General features: G+C 65.6%; 13 protein-coding genes and 1 pseudogene. 8 read left to right on the forward strand and 6 right to left on the reverse strand.

Going from position 1 to position 15,342, the window contains the following annotated elements; translation table 11 throughout:
* The first annotated feature begins 53 nt into the window (after positions 1–53).
* Positions 54–782 carry an NUDIX hydrolase gene (locus tag ACQY0Z_RS32190; protein WP_439813277.1) on the forward strand — a complete coding sequence of 243 codons (729 nt, stop codon included), beginning with the start codon at positions 54–56 and terminating at the stop codon, positions 780–782.
* 626 nt (positions 783–1,408) lie between these two features.
* Positions 1,409–1,558 carry a hypothetical protein gene (locus tag ACQY0Z_RS32195; protein ID WP_439813278.1) on the forward strand — a complete coding sequence of 50 codons (150 nt, stop codon included), beginning with the start codon at positions 1,409–1,411 and terminating at the stop codon, positions 1,556–1,558.
* A 43-nt stretch (positions 1,559–1,601) separates the two neighbouring features.
* On the opposite strand, the gene ACQY0Z_RS32200 is transcribed toward ACQY0Z_RS32195, so the two are convergent.
* The 5 genes and pseudogenes from ACQY0Z_RS32200 to ACQY0Z_RS32220 form a co-directional block, all read right to left on the reverse strand.
* On the reverse strand, positions 1,602–2,141 hold the full coding sequence (locus ACQY0Z_RS32200; protein ID WP_439813279.1) for a GNAT family N-acetyltransferase: 540 nt from the start codon (positions 2,139–2,141) through the stop codon (positions 1,602–1,604).
* Positions 2,138–2,392, reverse strand: a pseudogene (locus ACQY0Z_RS32205) (hypothetical protein); the annotation flags it as partial. The gene ACQY0Z_RS32200 and the pseudogene ACQY0Z_RS32205, both read right to left, overlap by 4 nt.
* Positions 2,393–2,397: 5 nt before the next feature.
* Complete coding sequence (locus tag ACQY0Z_RS32210; protein WP_019523804.1) at positions 2,398–2,769, reverse strand: hypothetical protein; 372 nt, start codon at positions 2,767–2,769, stop codon at positions 2,398–2,400.
* A gap of 29 nt (positions 2,770–2,798) precedes the next feature.
* Positions 2,799–3,671: an IS5 family transposase gene (locus ACQY0Z_RS32215; RefSeq protein ID WP_439813280.1), complete on the reverse strand. Its 873-nt coding sequence runs from the start codon at positions 3,669–3,671 to the stop codon at positions 2,799–2,801.
* A 189-nt stretch (positions 3,672–3,860) separates the two neighbouring features.
* Entirely contained in the window at positions 3,861–4,031 is a 171-nt protein-coding gene (locus ACQY0Z_RS32220; protein WP_439813281.1) for a hypothetical protein, read from the reverse strand.
* Positions 4,032–4,398: 367 nt separating this feature from the next.
* On the opposite strand from ACQY0Z_RS32220, the gene ACQY0Z_RS32225 reads away from it, so the two are divergent.
* From ACQY0Z_RS32225 to ACQY0Z_RS32240, 4 genes are all read left to right on the forward strand, one after another.
* Positions 4,399–5,976 carry a hypothetical protein gene (locus ACQY0Z_RS32225; RefSeq protein ID WP_439813282.1) on the forward strand — a complete coding sequence of 526 codons (1,578 nt, stop codon included), beginning with the start codon at positions 4,399–4,401 and terminating at the stop codon, positions 5,974–5,976.
* 1,087 nt (positions 5,977–7,063) lie between these two features.
* Positions 7,064–8,815 carry a helix-turn-helix domain-containing protein gene (locus ACQY0Z_RS32230; protein WP_439813283.1) on the forward strand — a complete coding sequence of 584 codons (1,752 nt, stop codon included), beginning with the start codon at positions 7,064–7,066 and terminating at the stop codon, positions 8,813–8,815.
* Positions 8,816–8,887: 72 nt separating this feature from the next.
* Positions 8,888–9,820, forward strand: coding sequence for a transposase (locus ACQY0Z_RS32235; protein WP_266476168.1), 933 nt, complete (start codon positions 8,888–8,890; stop codon positions 9,818–9,820).
* Between the two features lie 248 nt (positions 9,821–10,068).
* Entirely contained in the window at positions 10,069–11,316 is a 1,248-nt protein-coding gene (locus ACQY0Z_RS32240) for an IS256 family transposase (RefSeq protein ID WP_159674542.1), read from the forward strand.
* An 8-nt stretch (positions 11,317–11,324) separates the two neighbouring features.
* Here ACQY0Z_RS32240 and ACQY0Z_RS32245 read toward each other — a convergent pair whose 3' ends face one another.
* Positions 11,325–12,701, reverse strand: coding sequence for a tetratricopeptide repeat protein (locus tag ACQY0Z_RS32245; protein ID WP_439813284.1), 1,377 nt, complete (start codon positions 12,699–12,701; stop codon positions 11,325–11,327).
* A 1,581-nt stretch (positions 12,702–14,282) separates the two neighbouring features.
* Between ACQY0Z_RS32245 and ACQY0Z_RS32250 the strand changes: the two genes are divergently transcribed.
* Positions 14,283–14,849, forward strand: coding sequence for a hypothetical protein (locus tag ACQY0Z_RS32250; RefSeq protein WP_439813285.1), 567 nt, complete (start codon positions 14,283–14,285; stop codon positions 14,847–14,849).
* Positions 14,833–15,264, forward strand: a complete 432-nt coding sequence (locus ACQY0Z_RS32255; protein WP_439813286.1) for a hypothetical protein — start codon at positions 14,833–14,835, stop codon at positions 15,262–15,264. The genes ACQY0Z_RS32250 and ACQY0Z_RS32255 overlap by 17 nt, the downstream gene beginning before the upstream one ends.
* The last annotated feature ends 78 nt before the right edge of the window (positions 15,265–15,342 follow it).

The raw sequence follows: 15,342 nt of genomic DNA on the forward strand, positions 1-15,342 counted from the left end.
TGTGACCATAAGTGCGGGCGGAGTTTAAGTCAATGAGACCTTTAGGGGTGCGGGTGGATGACTGGCTGAAAGACTCTGAGGAGGTCGGCCCTTCATGGCTGACCGTGGACCTTGCGATCTTTACCGTCAGGGACGACCAGCTAATGGTGCTCCTCGTCGAGCGTGGCCTGGAGCCCTTCCACGGGATGCCTGCGATGCCCGGAGGCTACGTCCAGAAGAACGAGACCCTGCGTGAAGGAGCCCTGCGCGAGCTGGCGGAAGAGGCCGGCATCGACGGCAGCCGACTGCACCTGGAGCAACTCGGCGCCTACGCAGACCCAGGACGCGACCCGCGGGGCCGAGTGGTGACGGTCGCCTACCTCGCACTGGGGCCGGATCTCCCGGCACCCGTCGGCGGGACCGACGCCACACGTGCATTCTGGGCCCCCGTGGCGCACGTCGAGGACGGCAGACTCGACTTGGCGTTCGACCACCGGGCCATCCTGACGGAAGCCCTGGAAGAAGTCCGCAGGAAGCTCGAGTACACCGCTGCGGCCACCGCCTTCTGCGGGGAGACGTTCACGCTCACAGACCTGCGCACGGTGTATCAGGTCATCTGGGGCCAGCAACTTGACCCGAGCAACTTCCGCCGCAAGGTACTCAACACCACGGGCTTCGTGCAGCCGACGGGAGAGCAGTGGCTGCCGCCCACCGGACGTCCGGCCGCTCTGTACCGTCGTGGACAGGCATGGTTGCTCAATCCGCCCCTGATCCGTGCCGAAACGCCCGGTCAGCAAAGCTGAACCGGCTCTGTCCGGCAGGCGGCCGGACGCCAGCCAGTCATGGCGTGCGTGCCTGCTAAGCACTCGAAGAAGACGGCTCATTACTCGACAGGACGCCGACCACCATTGGACTTCGAAGACCTGCGGCACAGGAACCGCAGAGGCAGCAGCGCTGGCCATAGCCACCCACTGCCTGTCCGGATACATTCAGAACCGGATCTTCTCGCTCTCGCTTCCGGGCTGCGGACCGGCGCGATGCGCCCCCCTCGGGGATGAGCCGAGACAACTCGGCGCGCCACGTTCAGGACGTCCTGTCAACCCCGGCGGCTTGGACGCCTCCGCTTGCCACTGCGGGCCGGGCCATGGCAAGGGCGACATCAGCAAGAAGGCGGGTATGGGCCTGGGGCTCTTTCCCGATCCCACGACCGTCATACGGCATCTTTCGGTTCAGTGTCGTCCCGGCCTGCATGTCTGGTGAGGATACGCCAGAGTTCCAGGGCAGGGTCACGCCGGCGATGACGGCGTCACGGTCTCGATCGATACCGGCCACCTGAGCGTGCAGCTGCTCGCCAGTCGTGTCGGAGTCCCATACCTGGGCGGGAAGAAGGTGCACGCACGGCCTGAGGGTCGGTCCGAACACCGACATGATGGCCGCCAAGGTGCCGCTGCGGGAGCGCAACCGGCGCGACCGCTGGTCGGAGGGGGCGAACACCGCTGACACGGTCTACGACCGGACCTACATCGTCCCGGAGGACGACCCGCTGTCGCAGGTGCCCCTTGGCGGCTTCGACGGGTAGTGCAGCACGGCGGGCCTCTCCTCGTGGCCCGCCGTGTTCAGGGTCAGCGGGTGGCGCGGATCATCACGGTGAGCACCGGGGACGCGGGGGACGGCTGGCTTTGCCCGATGTCCTCGTACCCCCACGACCGGTAGAGCGTGTGAACCTTCCCGTCTCCGGCTGCCGGGTTGACCATGAGCGTCACGTACGGCTCGTCACGGGCCGCGAGGAACGCATCGTGCAACGCCTTGGCCGTCCCGGTCTTCCTCCACGCCGGGCGCACGCCGATCTCCTTGAGCGCCACGGCCGGCTGACCGGTGTACTCCTGCGACGGCTCCGGGGCGGTCCGCTGCCAGTACCGGTCACCGTGCTCGATGCGGTTGCCGTAGACGTACCCGACCGGAGCCCCCTCCGCGTACGCCAGGACGGCCACGAATCCGGGCTCGGTGCTGTGCCGGTCCAGCCGCTCCCCGAACGCGGTGACCGCGTAGTTCGGCAGGTGGAGCAGCGGGGCTCGCACCTCGGCGTAGGTGTCGAGGATGTCGCCGCGTATCGGGCCCAGGTCGGTGTGCGTACGGAGTTCGGTTGTCGGTGCGCTGGTCATGCGGCGGCCCTCCAGGCGTCGCGTGTGTGCTCAGTCCAGGCTTGCGCGGCGTCGCTCCTCGGTGCCTTCGCGCGAAGGGCTGCGCCGAACTCCTGCAGCATGCGGGACACCCGGGCGTGCTGGGTAGCGGCGTCGGCGGGAACCTTCATCGCGGTGGCGGTCGCTGTTTCCAGGTCGTCCTGCGCAAGCTGGGCGTGCGCGAGGCGCGTCATGGTGATGGCCTGGGAGCGGCGCATGTGCGGGCGTAGGCCGTGTTTTAGAAGTCGCTGGCCTGCCTGGCTGGCTGTCCGGGGAAGTCGCGGGCGGCCATCCAGATGGTGAGGTCGCGGGCGATGTCGTTGATGCTGGTCGCCGTGGTGACCTCGTGCTCGTCGCGGGTGGTGTCACGGCGGACGATCTCGTAGCCGCCTTCGTCCACGACGGCCACGGAGGCGAACCAGACGGGATCGTCCTCGTCGGGCTGGAAGACGACGAAGGTGTTGTCGGAGTCGTTGAGGTCGCTGATCATCATGAACAGCGCGTCTTCGGAGGGGTCGTCGATGCGGTCGCCGTTCTCGCTGTCGGCGCCGTAGTACTGAGCCGCCATCGTTGCCTTCCCCTCGCTGTCGACCCGGGTCGCGGTCAGCATGGCACGCGGATCCGACGGCTCAGGCCAGGTCACAGCCATTCGCCGATCGCGGCGATCAGGACGGTGGCTTCGAAGCGGACGGCGAGTTTGTCGAACCGGGTGGCGACCGCCCGGTTGCGCTTGAGCCGGTTGATCCCGCACTCGACCGCGTGCCGGGCCTTGTAGTCCTCACGGTCGAAGGCTGGAGGCCGCCCGCCGGCCTTCCCGCGCCGTTTGCGGTGGGCGGCCTGGTCGACAGGCTCCGGGATGGTGCAGCGGATTCCGCGCTTTCGCAGGTAGGCCCGGTTGCCGCGGGAGGAGTACGCCTTGTCACCCCGCACTCGAAGCGGGCGGACGCGGGGCCGGCCAGGTCCGGTGCGGGGCACCCGGATACCTTCCAGGACGGCTGAGAACTGAGGACTGTCACCGCGCTGACCTGCGGTGACCAGCAGAGACAGCGGCCGCTGGCCTTGCTCGCAGGCCAGGTGGATCTTGGTGGTGAAGCCTCCCCGAGACCGGCCCAGGCCGTGGTCGTCGGGCTCGGTGCGGCGGGTTCCGCCCGGCGGTTCGTTCTGAGCCTGGCCGTCGCGGCGGGCGCCTGCGGCGTGCTGATGGGCCCGGCAGATCGTGGAGTCGACGTTGACCTCCCACGTGATCAGCCCGGCCGCGTCCGCCCGGACCTGCAGCCGGGTCAGCAGTTCAGACCAGGTACCGTCACGCTGCCGGCGGCGGAAGAGTCCGTAGACCGTCTGCCACGGCCCGTACTCCGACGGAAGATCCCGCCACGGAGCACCCGTCCGTACCCGCCACCGGATTCCGTCGATCAGCTTCCGCCTGCCCAAAGACGGCCGCCCCCGCACCGCGACCGGCAACAGCGGCTTCAGCACAGCCCACTGATCGTCAGAAAGATCCCCTCGCCCCACACCGAGATCATCACGGCGCAGGGCGGGAGACGGAGCCCACTTCTAAAACACGACCTAGGCGAGCCGGAACACCCCCGCTCCGCATGGGTGTTTCGTGGGCAAGGATGCGCGGCTCGATCTGCGCGTAGTCCTCCCCGCCGACACGGGGAGTGTTCCGTGCTCACAGAACAGCTCCCGCTCGGGCGGAACCTACTCTCTGCCCGACGCTGAAGTGATCAGGGCGATGAGCACCAATAGACATGTGACGAGAGCGATCACCTGCTCGGCCTCCCACCCCTGCTGAAGTGTCAGCATGATCGCGGCGACGACGACGTAGGGCCACGAACGGCGCCTGGGCGGAGTGGTGTTGGACGTGGTCATGAGCGTCTCCACAGTGAGCCTTGGGTACTGACGGCTCAGGTTCGTTCATGATGTGGTTGTCTCCTGTGACCGGCTTCGATCGCTGCAGGTGGCGAGAGGTTAATCCGGAACAACTCGTCCTTGTTCCGGGACAAACTACGGGGGAGGGCGCATGGGAAGACCGTTAGGAGCGCTGAAGGGGCGGACCGAACAGGCCAACGCGTTCGCCCGTTGGTTACGCCAGATAACGCACGGGGTGACCGTACGGACTCTCGAAGAGCACTTCCCGTACGGCAAGTCATCCTGGAGTGGCTTCCGTGATGGCAGCAGATTGCCGCCACCTGACCTAGTTCAGAAGGTCACGGCCCGCTACGTACCAGAACCAGCGATGCGTAAACGGCAGCTCGACCGCGGACTGCAGTTGCTCGACGCAGCCGAGAGCTCTGTGAAAGCGCTGGAAGAGACCGAGCCTCCCGGTGCGCATCTCTCGGCGACACTGGCCGCACACCGACGGACGGACCCACTGACCACAGCACTGCTACGGCTAGACGACGCACGTCTGCGCCAGATCGAGGCGATGCAAAAGCTCGCCGACTCCGAGCGTCGACGCCAGGAGTTGGAGGCCATGGTCACCATCCTGGAGCAACGCATCACCGTCTTGGAAGCTGAACGTGACCGAGCTCGAGAAGAGGTCCGTGCAGAACTTCAAAACGAGCTCGACCTGTCCAGGGAGTACCGGCGTCAAGCCGGCGAGAGGCTGTTGCAGGCCAACCATGCCGTCGAACGGGCCCGTCGCCTGCGGCTAGCGGCAGACAAGCAAGTCGCACACGAGCAGCACGAGGTGCTTAGGGCAGATAGTGACAGCCGCGGAACGAGCGTCCTGCCGCCCGCACCGGCCGGAAACCTGGCCGACGAGCTTCAACTGCCCCCGCTTTACCGCATCCAAGAATTCCTCGATGCGAACCAGGAGCAGATGGAGGAGCTGAACCAAGATCTGGACTACCTGGATGAGGAGCTAGGCCTTCACACACGGCAGACGCCGAGCAACCCTCATGCCGAAACCACCGTGGTGTGGGGGGAAGTCATCGACTCCGGCGAGTCGACTGAGCACCTCCAACAGGGCGGCCCGGACCGCCATGAGGAAGCGCTCCCCGTCACTAGCGGAACCTTCGAACCCAACAACAAGACGCCATCGGCGCAACCGAAGCACTTCCCAGACCCCACCTCCAGCGGAGGGGCGCTCTCACGGAGACTCGTCACGAATCTCAGTGTGGCGAACACGCCAGATGCCCTCGCCGAGGCTCTCACCATGCTGATGCGACGAGGCCATGTCCGGTCAGTGCAACAGCTGACGTCAGCTCTCCCCTCCGGCCTACGGGACGACGTCGTCGACCTGGCCGTCGGACGTTGGATCGACGGCGATGCCCTTCCCGACAAGTGGGCGCATTTAGAAGCGGTTGTGATGCTGCTAGGTGCCACTGAGGACGAGGCCAGAGCATTCGAGCAGGCGTACCGTCGGATCGCCTATCGCACGTCCCCCTCATGGCGCCTGCTTGGCAACGATCTAGCCGACCTCGTTCCGTTCACGAAATGGCGACGTGCTTCCGCTCGAGCCACTCCACCGCGACCGTCGTCCGGATGGATGACCCACATCATCGCGCCGATCGTCGCACTCGTTGCGGCCATGACCTACGCTTCCTGTCTGCACGCATCCCCCACGCCCCACCCGTGGGCCCTAGTCCTCTACGGCATCGGGGCTCTCGCGGTGTGCCTGATCACCATTCGGCTTAACGCTCGCGCCGCTGCGTTGAAGGCTCAGGGACAACATGCTCCCCCGCATAAACGCTTAGCTCTTACGAGCCTTACAGTCAGTGTGCTAGCCATTCCGGCCGGACTGCTGCTTCCCGCCCTCTCAGGGCCCGGCAGCGGCGGACGGTGGCTGGCTGAGCTCATTGGGTTGCTGTAGGCAGGGGCGGAACGGCTGACACTCGGACCACCGTGACATAGACCTCGGGCCGGTAGGCCGTGGCCATCAGACGGCTGCTCAGCGGACTGACCGGCACGCGGTTCCCCGAACGGTTGCTCTAGCGAAGAGTTCCCTCTGGCAGGAGTGCAAGAAGAGCTCGACCGTGGGTTCGTGCTGCTCGGCCACGGAGGCGGGGGCGCTCGCGCTCGACGTCGAAGCGGCCGGCGCGGTCGGCCTTTGATCCCGCATCGCGGAGAGCCCTTCTTGGGGATGCAGATAGTGTGCACCGCTCGAGGGGTGCCTCGCGCGCAGGGCGAGGACCTGCCCCTTGAGGGTCTGTCTAGTTGTGCGGCGGCACGGAAGGGGCGCGCGATCGCCATGTGCGCCCCATTTCACTACCCTTTGCTCATCTTCAGGTCGTTCAGGCCCGTGCGGGCGTGGCATCCTCATGATTCCGGGGATCCGGCCGGTTTCGAGGCGTGTGGCGGCGACCGGCGGGAGCGGAGGAGGCCCTGAGCTGCCGGAGAGGCACACCCACGAAGGGGGAATCGTCCGTGCACGCGTGCGGGACCCCGCCGGGTAGGGTTTAGGCCATCTCGTCCGCGGCGTCGGCTGCCGGGAGGCGGGGGCAGGTGTCCTGCGGGGCAGCTGACCTCGCCTTTCCGTATCCGCCGCAGTGGAAAGGAGGTGGCCGTGCGCTCCGCCCCTGATCCTCCGGATCCCAGGGACGGAGACCAGCGTTGCGTCTGAGCCGGTTCTCTGGGCTCGTATAGCCGGAGAGCCCCCCCGTGGCCGCGGGGAGGCTCTGCGTGACGGTGGTCGCCGGTCCGGGTCCCGCGGATAGCGCTAGCAAACATCCCGCGGGGCCCACCCCTTCGTGGCGGCCTTGGAGTCGTCACCCGTTCGGACTTCAGTGTCGTCGTCCGAAGTGGCTCCCTGGGAGGGGTGGCGCCCATTGATGGCACACTCACCCTGCTCGCGGGCGTGCAGGCAGGACGAATGACCCCCTGTTCCCTGGGTGCAACGCACGTAAAATGTACCGTGCCGAAGCGAGAGGGGCCTGTTGATGGCGAGAGGTTTGGCGACCATGTTTTCCGGCGCCCGCCTGCGCCAGGCACGTGCAAAGAACACTGAGGGCACGCTGAGTGCCGAGGAACTCGCGGACAAGGTCGGTGCCAGCAAGGCCCAGATCCTCGCCTACGAGAACGGGCAACGCTTCCCTGACCCGCCCCGAATCCGGCAGCTTGCCGCCGCACTGGGCGTTCACCCTCTGGAGTTGACAGACCAATCCAACATGCACACTTGGCAGTTGGCGGATCTCCGCCGTGCCAACGGTTTGAGGGCGAGCGACCTGTGCGACGAGCTCGGCTTGAAGCCCCACAGCTACCGCCGCCTGGAGACACTGGGATTAACGGCAGAGGGCGGCTATGGCCTGAGCTTGCGCCTGGCAGCCGTCCTGGACGTGTCCATGCATGCATTGGAACGACACATATCCAACGCGCCCGCAGTGCGTCAGCGCTTGGCCAGCGTCCAAGACCCCCTTGCTGCTCTCATCGAGGCACATGTTGAGCCAGGGCGAACTGATGCGCCAGAGGCAGAAGATCCTTCCGTCAAGGCGATAGCCGCCTGTTACGCGCGCTCAGCCTCGACCGTCGCGCGCGTTCTGCGGCAAGAAACTCAGACCATCCGGGAGATGCGACGCCGGCAGAGCATAGAAGCAGCCACCGCCTTCTACGGCCCCACTGCGCAGGATCAACGGCGCGCCCACCGCCGCATGGAAAGCGAAGAAACCCGGATCAGACAGCTGATCACCAGTCTGCCCCGGCGCCTGGACGTCTTTTTCCGCTCTCAGCTCGCTCCCGGCAGTTGGGAGACCTTGTGCCAGCTCCACCTCGCTCGGTCCCGGGAGCAAGCTCTAGCCTTAATCTCTCCCGGACTCATACAGGATCCCACTCTTGCCCCCTTGACCCGGCCGTTGGCCAGACCCGGCGATGGGTCCGGATCGGGTCTGTGCGACATCTCCAGGGACGGCCAGCACCACTACCTCACCTTCAAACACTGGTACGACGCCCTGTACCCGTGGGTGAACGACAGCGTGCGACAGTTCGAACAACGGACGGCTACGGGCGACCCTCAGGAGATCGCCTGGCTGCGCCAGTGTTTCGCTCAATCGCAGACTGTCCTTTTCAGCTTCGATGGCATCCTGTGCCGGCTGTTCGCCCACAACGTACGGTCGGTGTCCGGTCATTTGGCCCAAGCGGCCAGCCGCCTGCAGCTCAACACCGATCTCAGCGGAACGGTTGACCCTGTGGCCCTGCTCCGCTCAGCAGTTGACCAGGGGTCGCCGCCCGAACAGGTCCGCCGGCTCGATGGGATCCTGACCAACTACGAGACCGCAGCAGCACGTCAAGCGGAGCCATTACCCGGTGCGGCGCAACTCCTGGGCGCACTGAGTCGAGGGCCCTGGCGCTTGGCGGTGGTAACCGATCACGCAACCGCGGCAGTCCAGACGTTCCTCACACACCTGCACCCCGAAACCGGCGCAGCTTCGCAACTTGGGGTCTTCGGGCGCCCCACAGATCCACGGCTGATGAAACCGCATCCACACGCCATCTCATTGGCTACCAGCCGCCTGGGCAGTGACCGCTCCCGAACGCTCCTTATCGGCGAGTCCCTGGCCGACGCGCTGGCCGCACGAGCCGCAGGAGTGCAATTCATCGGCGTCGCTACCCGACGAAGCCATGCGCGAATGCTCAAGGAGGCAGGAGCAGCCAACGTCGTGGAGACACTGGCCACTCTCCTGGCAGCGGTCAGCAAGATCAGGGATGTCCGCACCTAGAAATATGCTGCTCGAGCTCGTGCACGGTAGGCGGTGAGAGGCCGAGCCTGAATGGTTGATCATGGTCGGGTGGTGGGGAACTCGACGCGTACGGCGATCATCAGTAATCGGCGGATCACGGGCCTGACTGCCGGAGTGATTGCTGAACTCGTCGAGGAGATCGGTCCGTTGTGGCAGGAGCGTCACCAGGCGAGGCTTGCCGCTCGACCGCGGAAGCGGGCCGTGGGCGCCGGCGCGAAGCACCGGCTGGTGTTCGTCGACCGGCTCCTGGCCACGCTCGTCCATCTTCGTCACGGGGTCACCCATGACGTGCTGGCCTGCTGGTTCGGAGTGGACCGCTCCACCATCACCCGGGCCGTCGGTGAGGTGCGGCCCCTGCTCGCCGAGAGAGGGTGCACCGTCAGCCCTGACGTGCGGCTGCGGTCTCTGGCCGAGGTCATCGACCATCTCGGCTCGAGCGGGACGACCGGCATCGTCGACGGCACCGAGATCCGGGTTCGCCGCCCGGCCGCCGGAAGCAAGGACCGCGACAAGTTCATCTCCGGCAAGAACAAGCAGAACGCCGTCAAGTCCATGGTGGTCACGGACGGCGAAGGCCGCGTGCTGTTCTGCAGCCCGGCCAAGCCCGCAAGCTGCGCGGACATCACCCAAGCCCGCCAGTTAGGGCTGGTCAGACTCCTGGTCAACGGACCCGCGGTGGAGATCCTCGCCGATGCCGGCTACCAGGGCCTGGGCGCCCAGACCGGCGGCCGGGTGATCACACCACCACACCGCAAGTTCAAGAAGAACGCCCCGGACTGGTACGAGGAGATACACGAACGCCAGCGCAAGGCACACTCCTCACGCCGTATCCGTGTCGAGCACGGCATCGCCCATCTGAAGAACTGGCGGGCACTGGCCCGCCACCTCGGCCGCCGCGAGCATATGAGCGACACCATCCAAGCCGTCGCCGGTCTGCTGTCCCACCAGCAGACCGTGGACATGAAGCCGACACGGCAGACGTGAACCCAGGTCGCACCGAAGTTCGTGACGCCTCACCGCCTACCGTGCACGAGCTCGTTAGCTGGAGGCCGAAGGAAGACTGTGCAGTGCTTGCTCCGCCCTTCGGGCATAGATGTGCTCCCCGCGAGCAATGCTCATGACTTGTGGATCGGTCTTCGGGACGGCACGCGAAGGGCGTACCTTCCCGAATGATCCTGTATCGGTCACCAAGTCAGGCCCGCGTTCGCAGCGCGGGTCGGGAAGGCACGCCCGTGCTCAGCGTAGTCAACGAAGACGGCTCCACCGCTACCGGTTCGCTGATCGACGAGATCGTGCGGGAAGGCGCCCGCCGGATGCTCGCCGCCGCTCTGGAAGCGGAAGTCGACCAGTACATAGCCGAGTTGGCTGCCGAGCGGGACGAACGCGGCCACCGTCTGGTGGTGCGTAACGGTCACCACCGTCCCCGCACCGTGACGACAGCGGCCGGCCCGGTCGAGGTCCGCGCCCCGCGAGTGAACGACCGCCGCGTCGACGAGGCGACCGGTGAACGGCAGCGGTTCTCCTCGAAAATCCTTCCGCCCTGGTGCCGCAAGTCCCCGAAGATCAGCGAGGTCCTGCCGCTGCTCTACCTGCACGGGCTGTCCAGCGGTGACTTCGTGCCCGCCCTTGAGCAGTTCCTCGGCTCCGCGGCCGGCCTGTCGGCGGCCACCGTGAACCGGCTCACGAAGCAGTGGCAGGACGACCACACGGCCTTCCAGAACCGGGACCTGTCCGGCACCGACTACGTCTACGTGTGGGCCGACGGCGTCCACCCCAAGGTCCGCCTCGGCCAGGCCCACTCCTGCGTCCTGGTCCTGATGGGCGTGCGTCTGGACGGCACCAAGGAGCTGATCGCGCTGGCCGAGGGGCTGCGGGAGTCGACGGAGTCGTGGGCCGACCTGCTGCGGGACTGCCGACGGCGTGGCATGCGCGATCCGGCCCTCGTCGTGGGCGACGGTGCCATGGGCCTGTGGCGGGCCCTGGCGGAGGTGTTCCCGCAGGCCAGGCACCAAAGGTGCTGGGTCCACAAGACCCGTAATGTCATGAACACGCTACCGAAGTCCACGCAGCCCGGAGCGAAGAAGGCCCTGCAGGAGATCTACAACGCCGAGGACCGCACCCACGCCGAGAAGGCGGCCCGCGCGTTCGAGAAGACCTACGGGGCGAAGTGGCCCAAGGCCGTGAAGAAGATCACCGACGACCTGGACGAGCTCCTGGCGTTCTACGACTTCCCCGCCGAGCACTGGATCCATCTGCGGACCACGAACCCCATCGAGTCCACGTTCTCCACGATCAGGCTGCGGACGAAGGTCACCCGAGGAGCGGGCAGCCCGGCCGCCGCCCTGGCGATGGTGTTCAAGCTCGCCGAGGCCGCCCAGGCCCGCTGGCGGGCGGTCACCGCACCCCACCTCGTCGCCCTCGTCCGCTCCGGCGCCCGCTTCGAAAACGGCCACCTCGTCGAGGACCTCGAAGCCGCCTGAAACTCAACTCACCCACAAGTCTTGACAATTACTCGCTCCCCGCCCAGGGAGGACGAAAGCTCTGCATGAACGTGCTGCAACAGAGCCTTGGCATGAGAGGCGTCCCCCGCATCGCGGAGCGTGCACCCGAGCCGGTATGCCGTCGACAGGGTCTGAGGGTGCGCCGGCCCGAGAACTCGAGCCCTGGCTGCATGCACATGCCGAAACTGTTGTAGTGCTGTGTCCAACTGACCCTCATCCTGCGCCAAGCAGGCGAGGTTGTGCAGCACGGTCAACGTCCGAGGATGATTGTCTCCCAGGCTGCGTCGCCGCACGTTCAGGACATGCCTGTACTCCCGACGCGCCTCCTCCCAATGGCCCAAGTTGTGTAGCACTCGTGCCAGCTCGTGCCGAGCAGACAGGGTGTGACCATGCTCGTCGCCCTGGGTCCGTCGCCGGCTCTCGAGAACAGCGGACAGGTGCTCCGCGGCTTCGGCCAAGCGCCCTAGGTCGTGCAGTACCCGCCCCAATTCGTGCCGGGCGGTGAGCGCGTGTGGGTAATCCGCTCCCCGAATGGCGCTGTGCCCTTGCCACACCTCCGTATAGATGGCTTCCGCCCGGGTTAGATCACCAATGTCGTGCAAGGCCCCGGCGAGATTGTGTTGCGCTGTGAGAGTGTCTGGGGCCATTGATCCCTGATGGCGCAGACGCCATTCCACCACCTTCTCGAAGACGGCCCCGGCCTGACGAGACAGCCCGCGAGCCTGTAGGTAACGGCCGGCCATCTCCGCGGCTCCGGCTCCGGCGACCAGAACCTCGAGCGGAGCATTATTCAGGGACGCCTCCTGCTCCACCAATCGCAGCGCATGCGGCGCCAACAGCGACCATGTAGCCCACGTGTCGGGTTCCTCGGGCTTGCCCGCTTGCTCGACCGTACAGGCATGCCCCAGCAGAGTGACCATGAGGGGCAAGGAACGCTCCTTGCGGCTGAGGTCCCTGATCAAGGGATGCACGCGCACACTGTCGGGTGGTCCCTCCTCCGACGTGCCTGCACTGGCGCCTTCGCGCTCCCCAGAACAAAAGTCGATCAGGCTCAGCGCAGCCAGAGCGCGCAAGGTGCGCCACACGGCACTGCCATCAATGCCTTCGAAGCCACGCTGCTCGGTGAGAAGCGGAACATGCAGGACACGCGTGTAGGGGACAGGGGCATCGGCGAAATCGGACAACAACTCCAGCACGGCGGAGGCGTACCGGAAGCCTCGATGCTCGAGCATGTCAAGTGCGAGACGCCAGGTGTCCCCAATCACCGGGGCCGGATTCAGCCTCTGGCCGACCGGCTCCTCCAACGCCCGTACTAAGGCATCGAACTCCGCCGGCATGTCAGCGTCACGAAAAGCGTCAGGCATCCCATTCACCTCGGCTAGGTAAGCTCCTGCCATCCGCAAAGCTAAAGGCAGGCCGCCTAATCGACGCGCCAAGCAAACGGCGCCGCTCCACGATCCTGCGTTCGGTCCAGCGTGATCAACCAGTACACGGGCAGCATCCCCCACTGGCAAGGGAGGTACTGGGTGCAGCTGCGCACGTGTACCCCAGACATCTGCCGTTCCGTCATATGTGGTGATCACAACCAGTCCACAGTTGCAGGAGTGGGGCCTGATCCAGCCGGTACCGACAGCCAACTGGCCAGGACCGTCAAGCAACGACGGATCGCTTACTCCATCGACTACCAAGAGCCACGGCCACGTACTATGGCTCAGCCGGTGCCACAGAGCGTCAAGCATCTCCTCGGCGTCGACCACATCGCCAGGAAGACCCAATCGCCGGGCCACTGACCGAAGCCCGCTCTCGAACAGCGCGGACTGCCGGGCATCGATCCACCACGCACAACGGGTGAAAGCCCTTCCGAAGTCTTTCTGAAGCTCGTGTATAAGTTCCAGCGCCACAGCTGTCTTTCCACAGCCGCTCAACCCGTGCAAAACATGCAACCGGCCATCCCCGCCCCCGCCACACTGCATCCGGAGAGCTTCCAGCAGCGCTTCTCGTCCTCGCAACGGATGCTGACGTAACCCCAGCGGAGGCGCGAGCGTCATAACCCGGGACGGGCCGGAGGATGGGGGGGCCATCACCAACTGGCCCACTTCCAAGCGGCCTGCCGCTACCGCACCGTTCTGCGCCACCAGCCTCCCAGCGGCCTCCCGGACTGAAATCAGTCCGGAATCCGCCTCCCGGAAGGAAAAGGGCCAGTCAGGTGCACACCGCCCTCCACCTGCACCACAGCTCCCGCCACCGAGCCGCTGTCTGCAGCGATGCGTACATCTCCGCCCGCAGCCACTCCACCAGGCGAAGCCTGCATCCCGCCCCGGCTCCTCTGGGCAGCAGCGACGAGTTCGGTCAGCTGCTCAGCAGCGGCAGCCCGCCCTTGTGTGTCAAGGGCTTCAAGCAACATCTCCAGGCGGGTCTGCCACACCGCCTCCCACCGCCTCCTTTGATCGACGACGTCGCCCTGCACCGTCAGGACGGACTCCATCTGGTCCAGCCGGGTGAGCTCAGCTGTTTCCCTCTCGGCGTCCCCCCGCCCAAGCAACCGGGCAACTGCCTGACGGACCGACTGCCATGCATCCGTCCCAGCAGCCTGCACCACCGCCATGCCACCCGCCGCAGCTAACGCGGCCACTGCCTCTGCAGACACTGCACCCCCCGAGATCCACAACGGGCGACGTCGAGCCGCCACCGACACCGAGAACATTCCTCAAAGCTGCGTACATCACTCCTGGTTCACTGCACGTCGAACCGTATTGATCAAAACGCGCCACTGCTGCGTATTCATAGGTACAGCCCGGGATTGGAAATGATCATGAAGCTGAGCGGACACCGATCGATAAACGCTCGTAGGTCCCCTTCTCGCTACAGTCATCGAGACGCATCTGCAGGGGCGGCCTCCTCAACGCCGACTGCTGCTGGCGTGTTCTTCGGGAGGAGAAGCCGCCTTGATCATCAGTCCACGACGCGAAAAGCGGAACCGGAAGAACCGGTTGGCGGAACTCCGCAACCAGTACAAGAAGCAGGTGGGGCCGCTAAGGCTGTTCCTCCTCTTCGAGTGCGCCCCGCTTGTGATCGACCCATTCGAGATCGCGGACGAAGCGTTCGCTCGCGTCTTCGCGCAGTCCGATCGTACCTATGCCTACTGCGATATTCGGAAGATCGCCGAGGGGATTGTCCGTGAAAAGCGCGTGACTTCTGGCCTACGAGAGTACGCAGATTACAAACTGGAGACAGTATTCGACGAGTACCTCACTGAGGACTTGAAGCCAGTGCGCGAAGTGCTACGTGCGATTGACGCCCTCAGTCTCGGGGAACGCCGCGCCGTGGAAGCCCAACTCATCCACCTACTGACCTGTGAAGGACTCACTGAGGCAGTCGGCGGTGCACCAGCCACGCGAAGGGGCCAAAAGGCGAAAGCTCTCGCCAAGCTGGCCAAGGCGGACGTCAACCTAGACCTCTTAGAACCATTTTTCTCGAGCATGAGAGGAGCATGCAATGGTCAGCAAGACTGATAACGACCTCGCCCCTATGATCTACCGCTACTACCGCACCCTCCAAGACAGAGTGACTGGCAGCGAGGAGGAGCTTGACCGCAGGTTCGACAAGATCATCGAAACCGTCGAACAGCGAAATGCGCAGCACTCCGGGAGTAAGTTCGCCACAGTGCCTCTCATGTCCCGTGCCAGCGGTATCGTGCACAACGTGCGCACGTCTGCGCTCGGCAGGATCGGCACGAGCGGTGCTTGCGCCGCTCTAGCAGCCAAGCTCACCCAGTACGCCCAAGGCTGGGCCAACCTCGCTGCCACGGTCGCCACGGGCGCACTGACAGCAGTGGCCGTGGCAGCAGTGATGGACACCCGAAGTTTCAAACGACTCGGACGAGCACGTCACCAGGAGGAGGCCACCACTTCCGCCCCTCACCCCTGACCTTGCTTGCGTCAATCCACGGGCGGCCCCTCCTGGTGTCTAAGAGGTCCTAACAGAAGTCGCTGATGGTGTGACTGT

Origin of the sequence: Streptomyces sp. P9-2, assembly GCF_051903975.1 — a bacterium.
Classification (GTDB): domain Bacteria; phylum Actinomycetota; class Actinomycetes; order Streptomycetales; family Streptomycetaceae; genus Streptomyces; species Streptomyces cellulosae.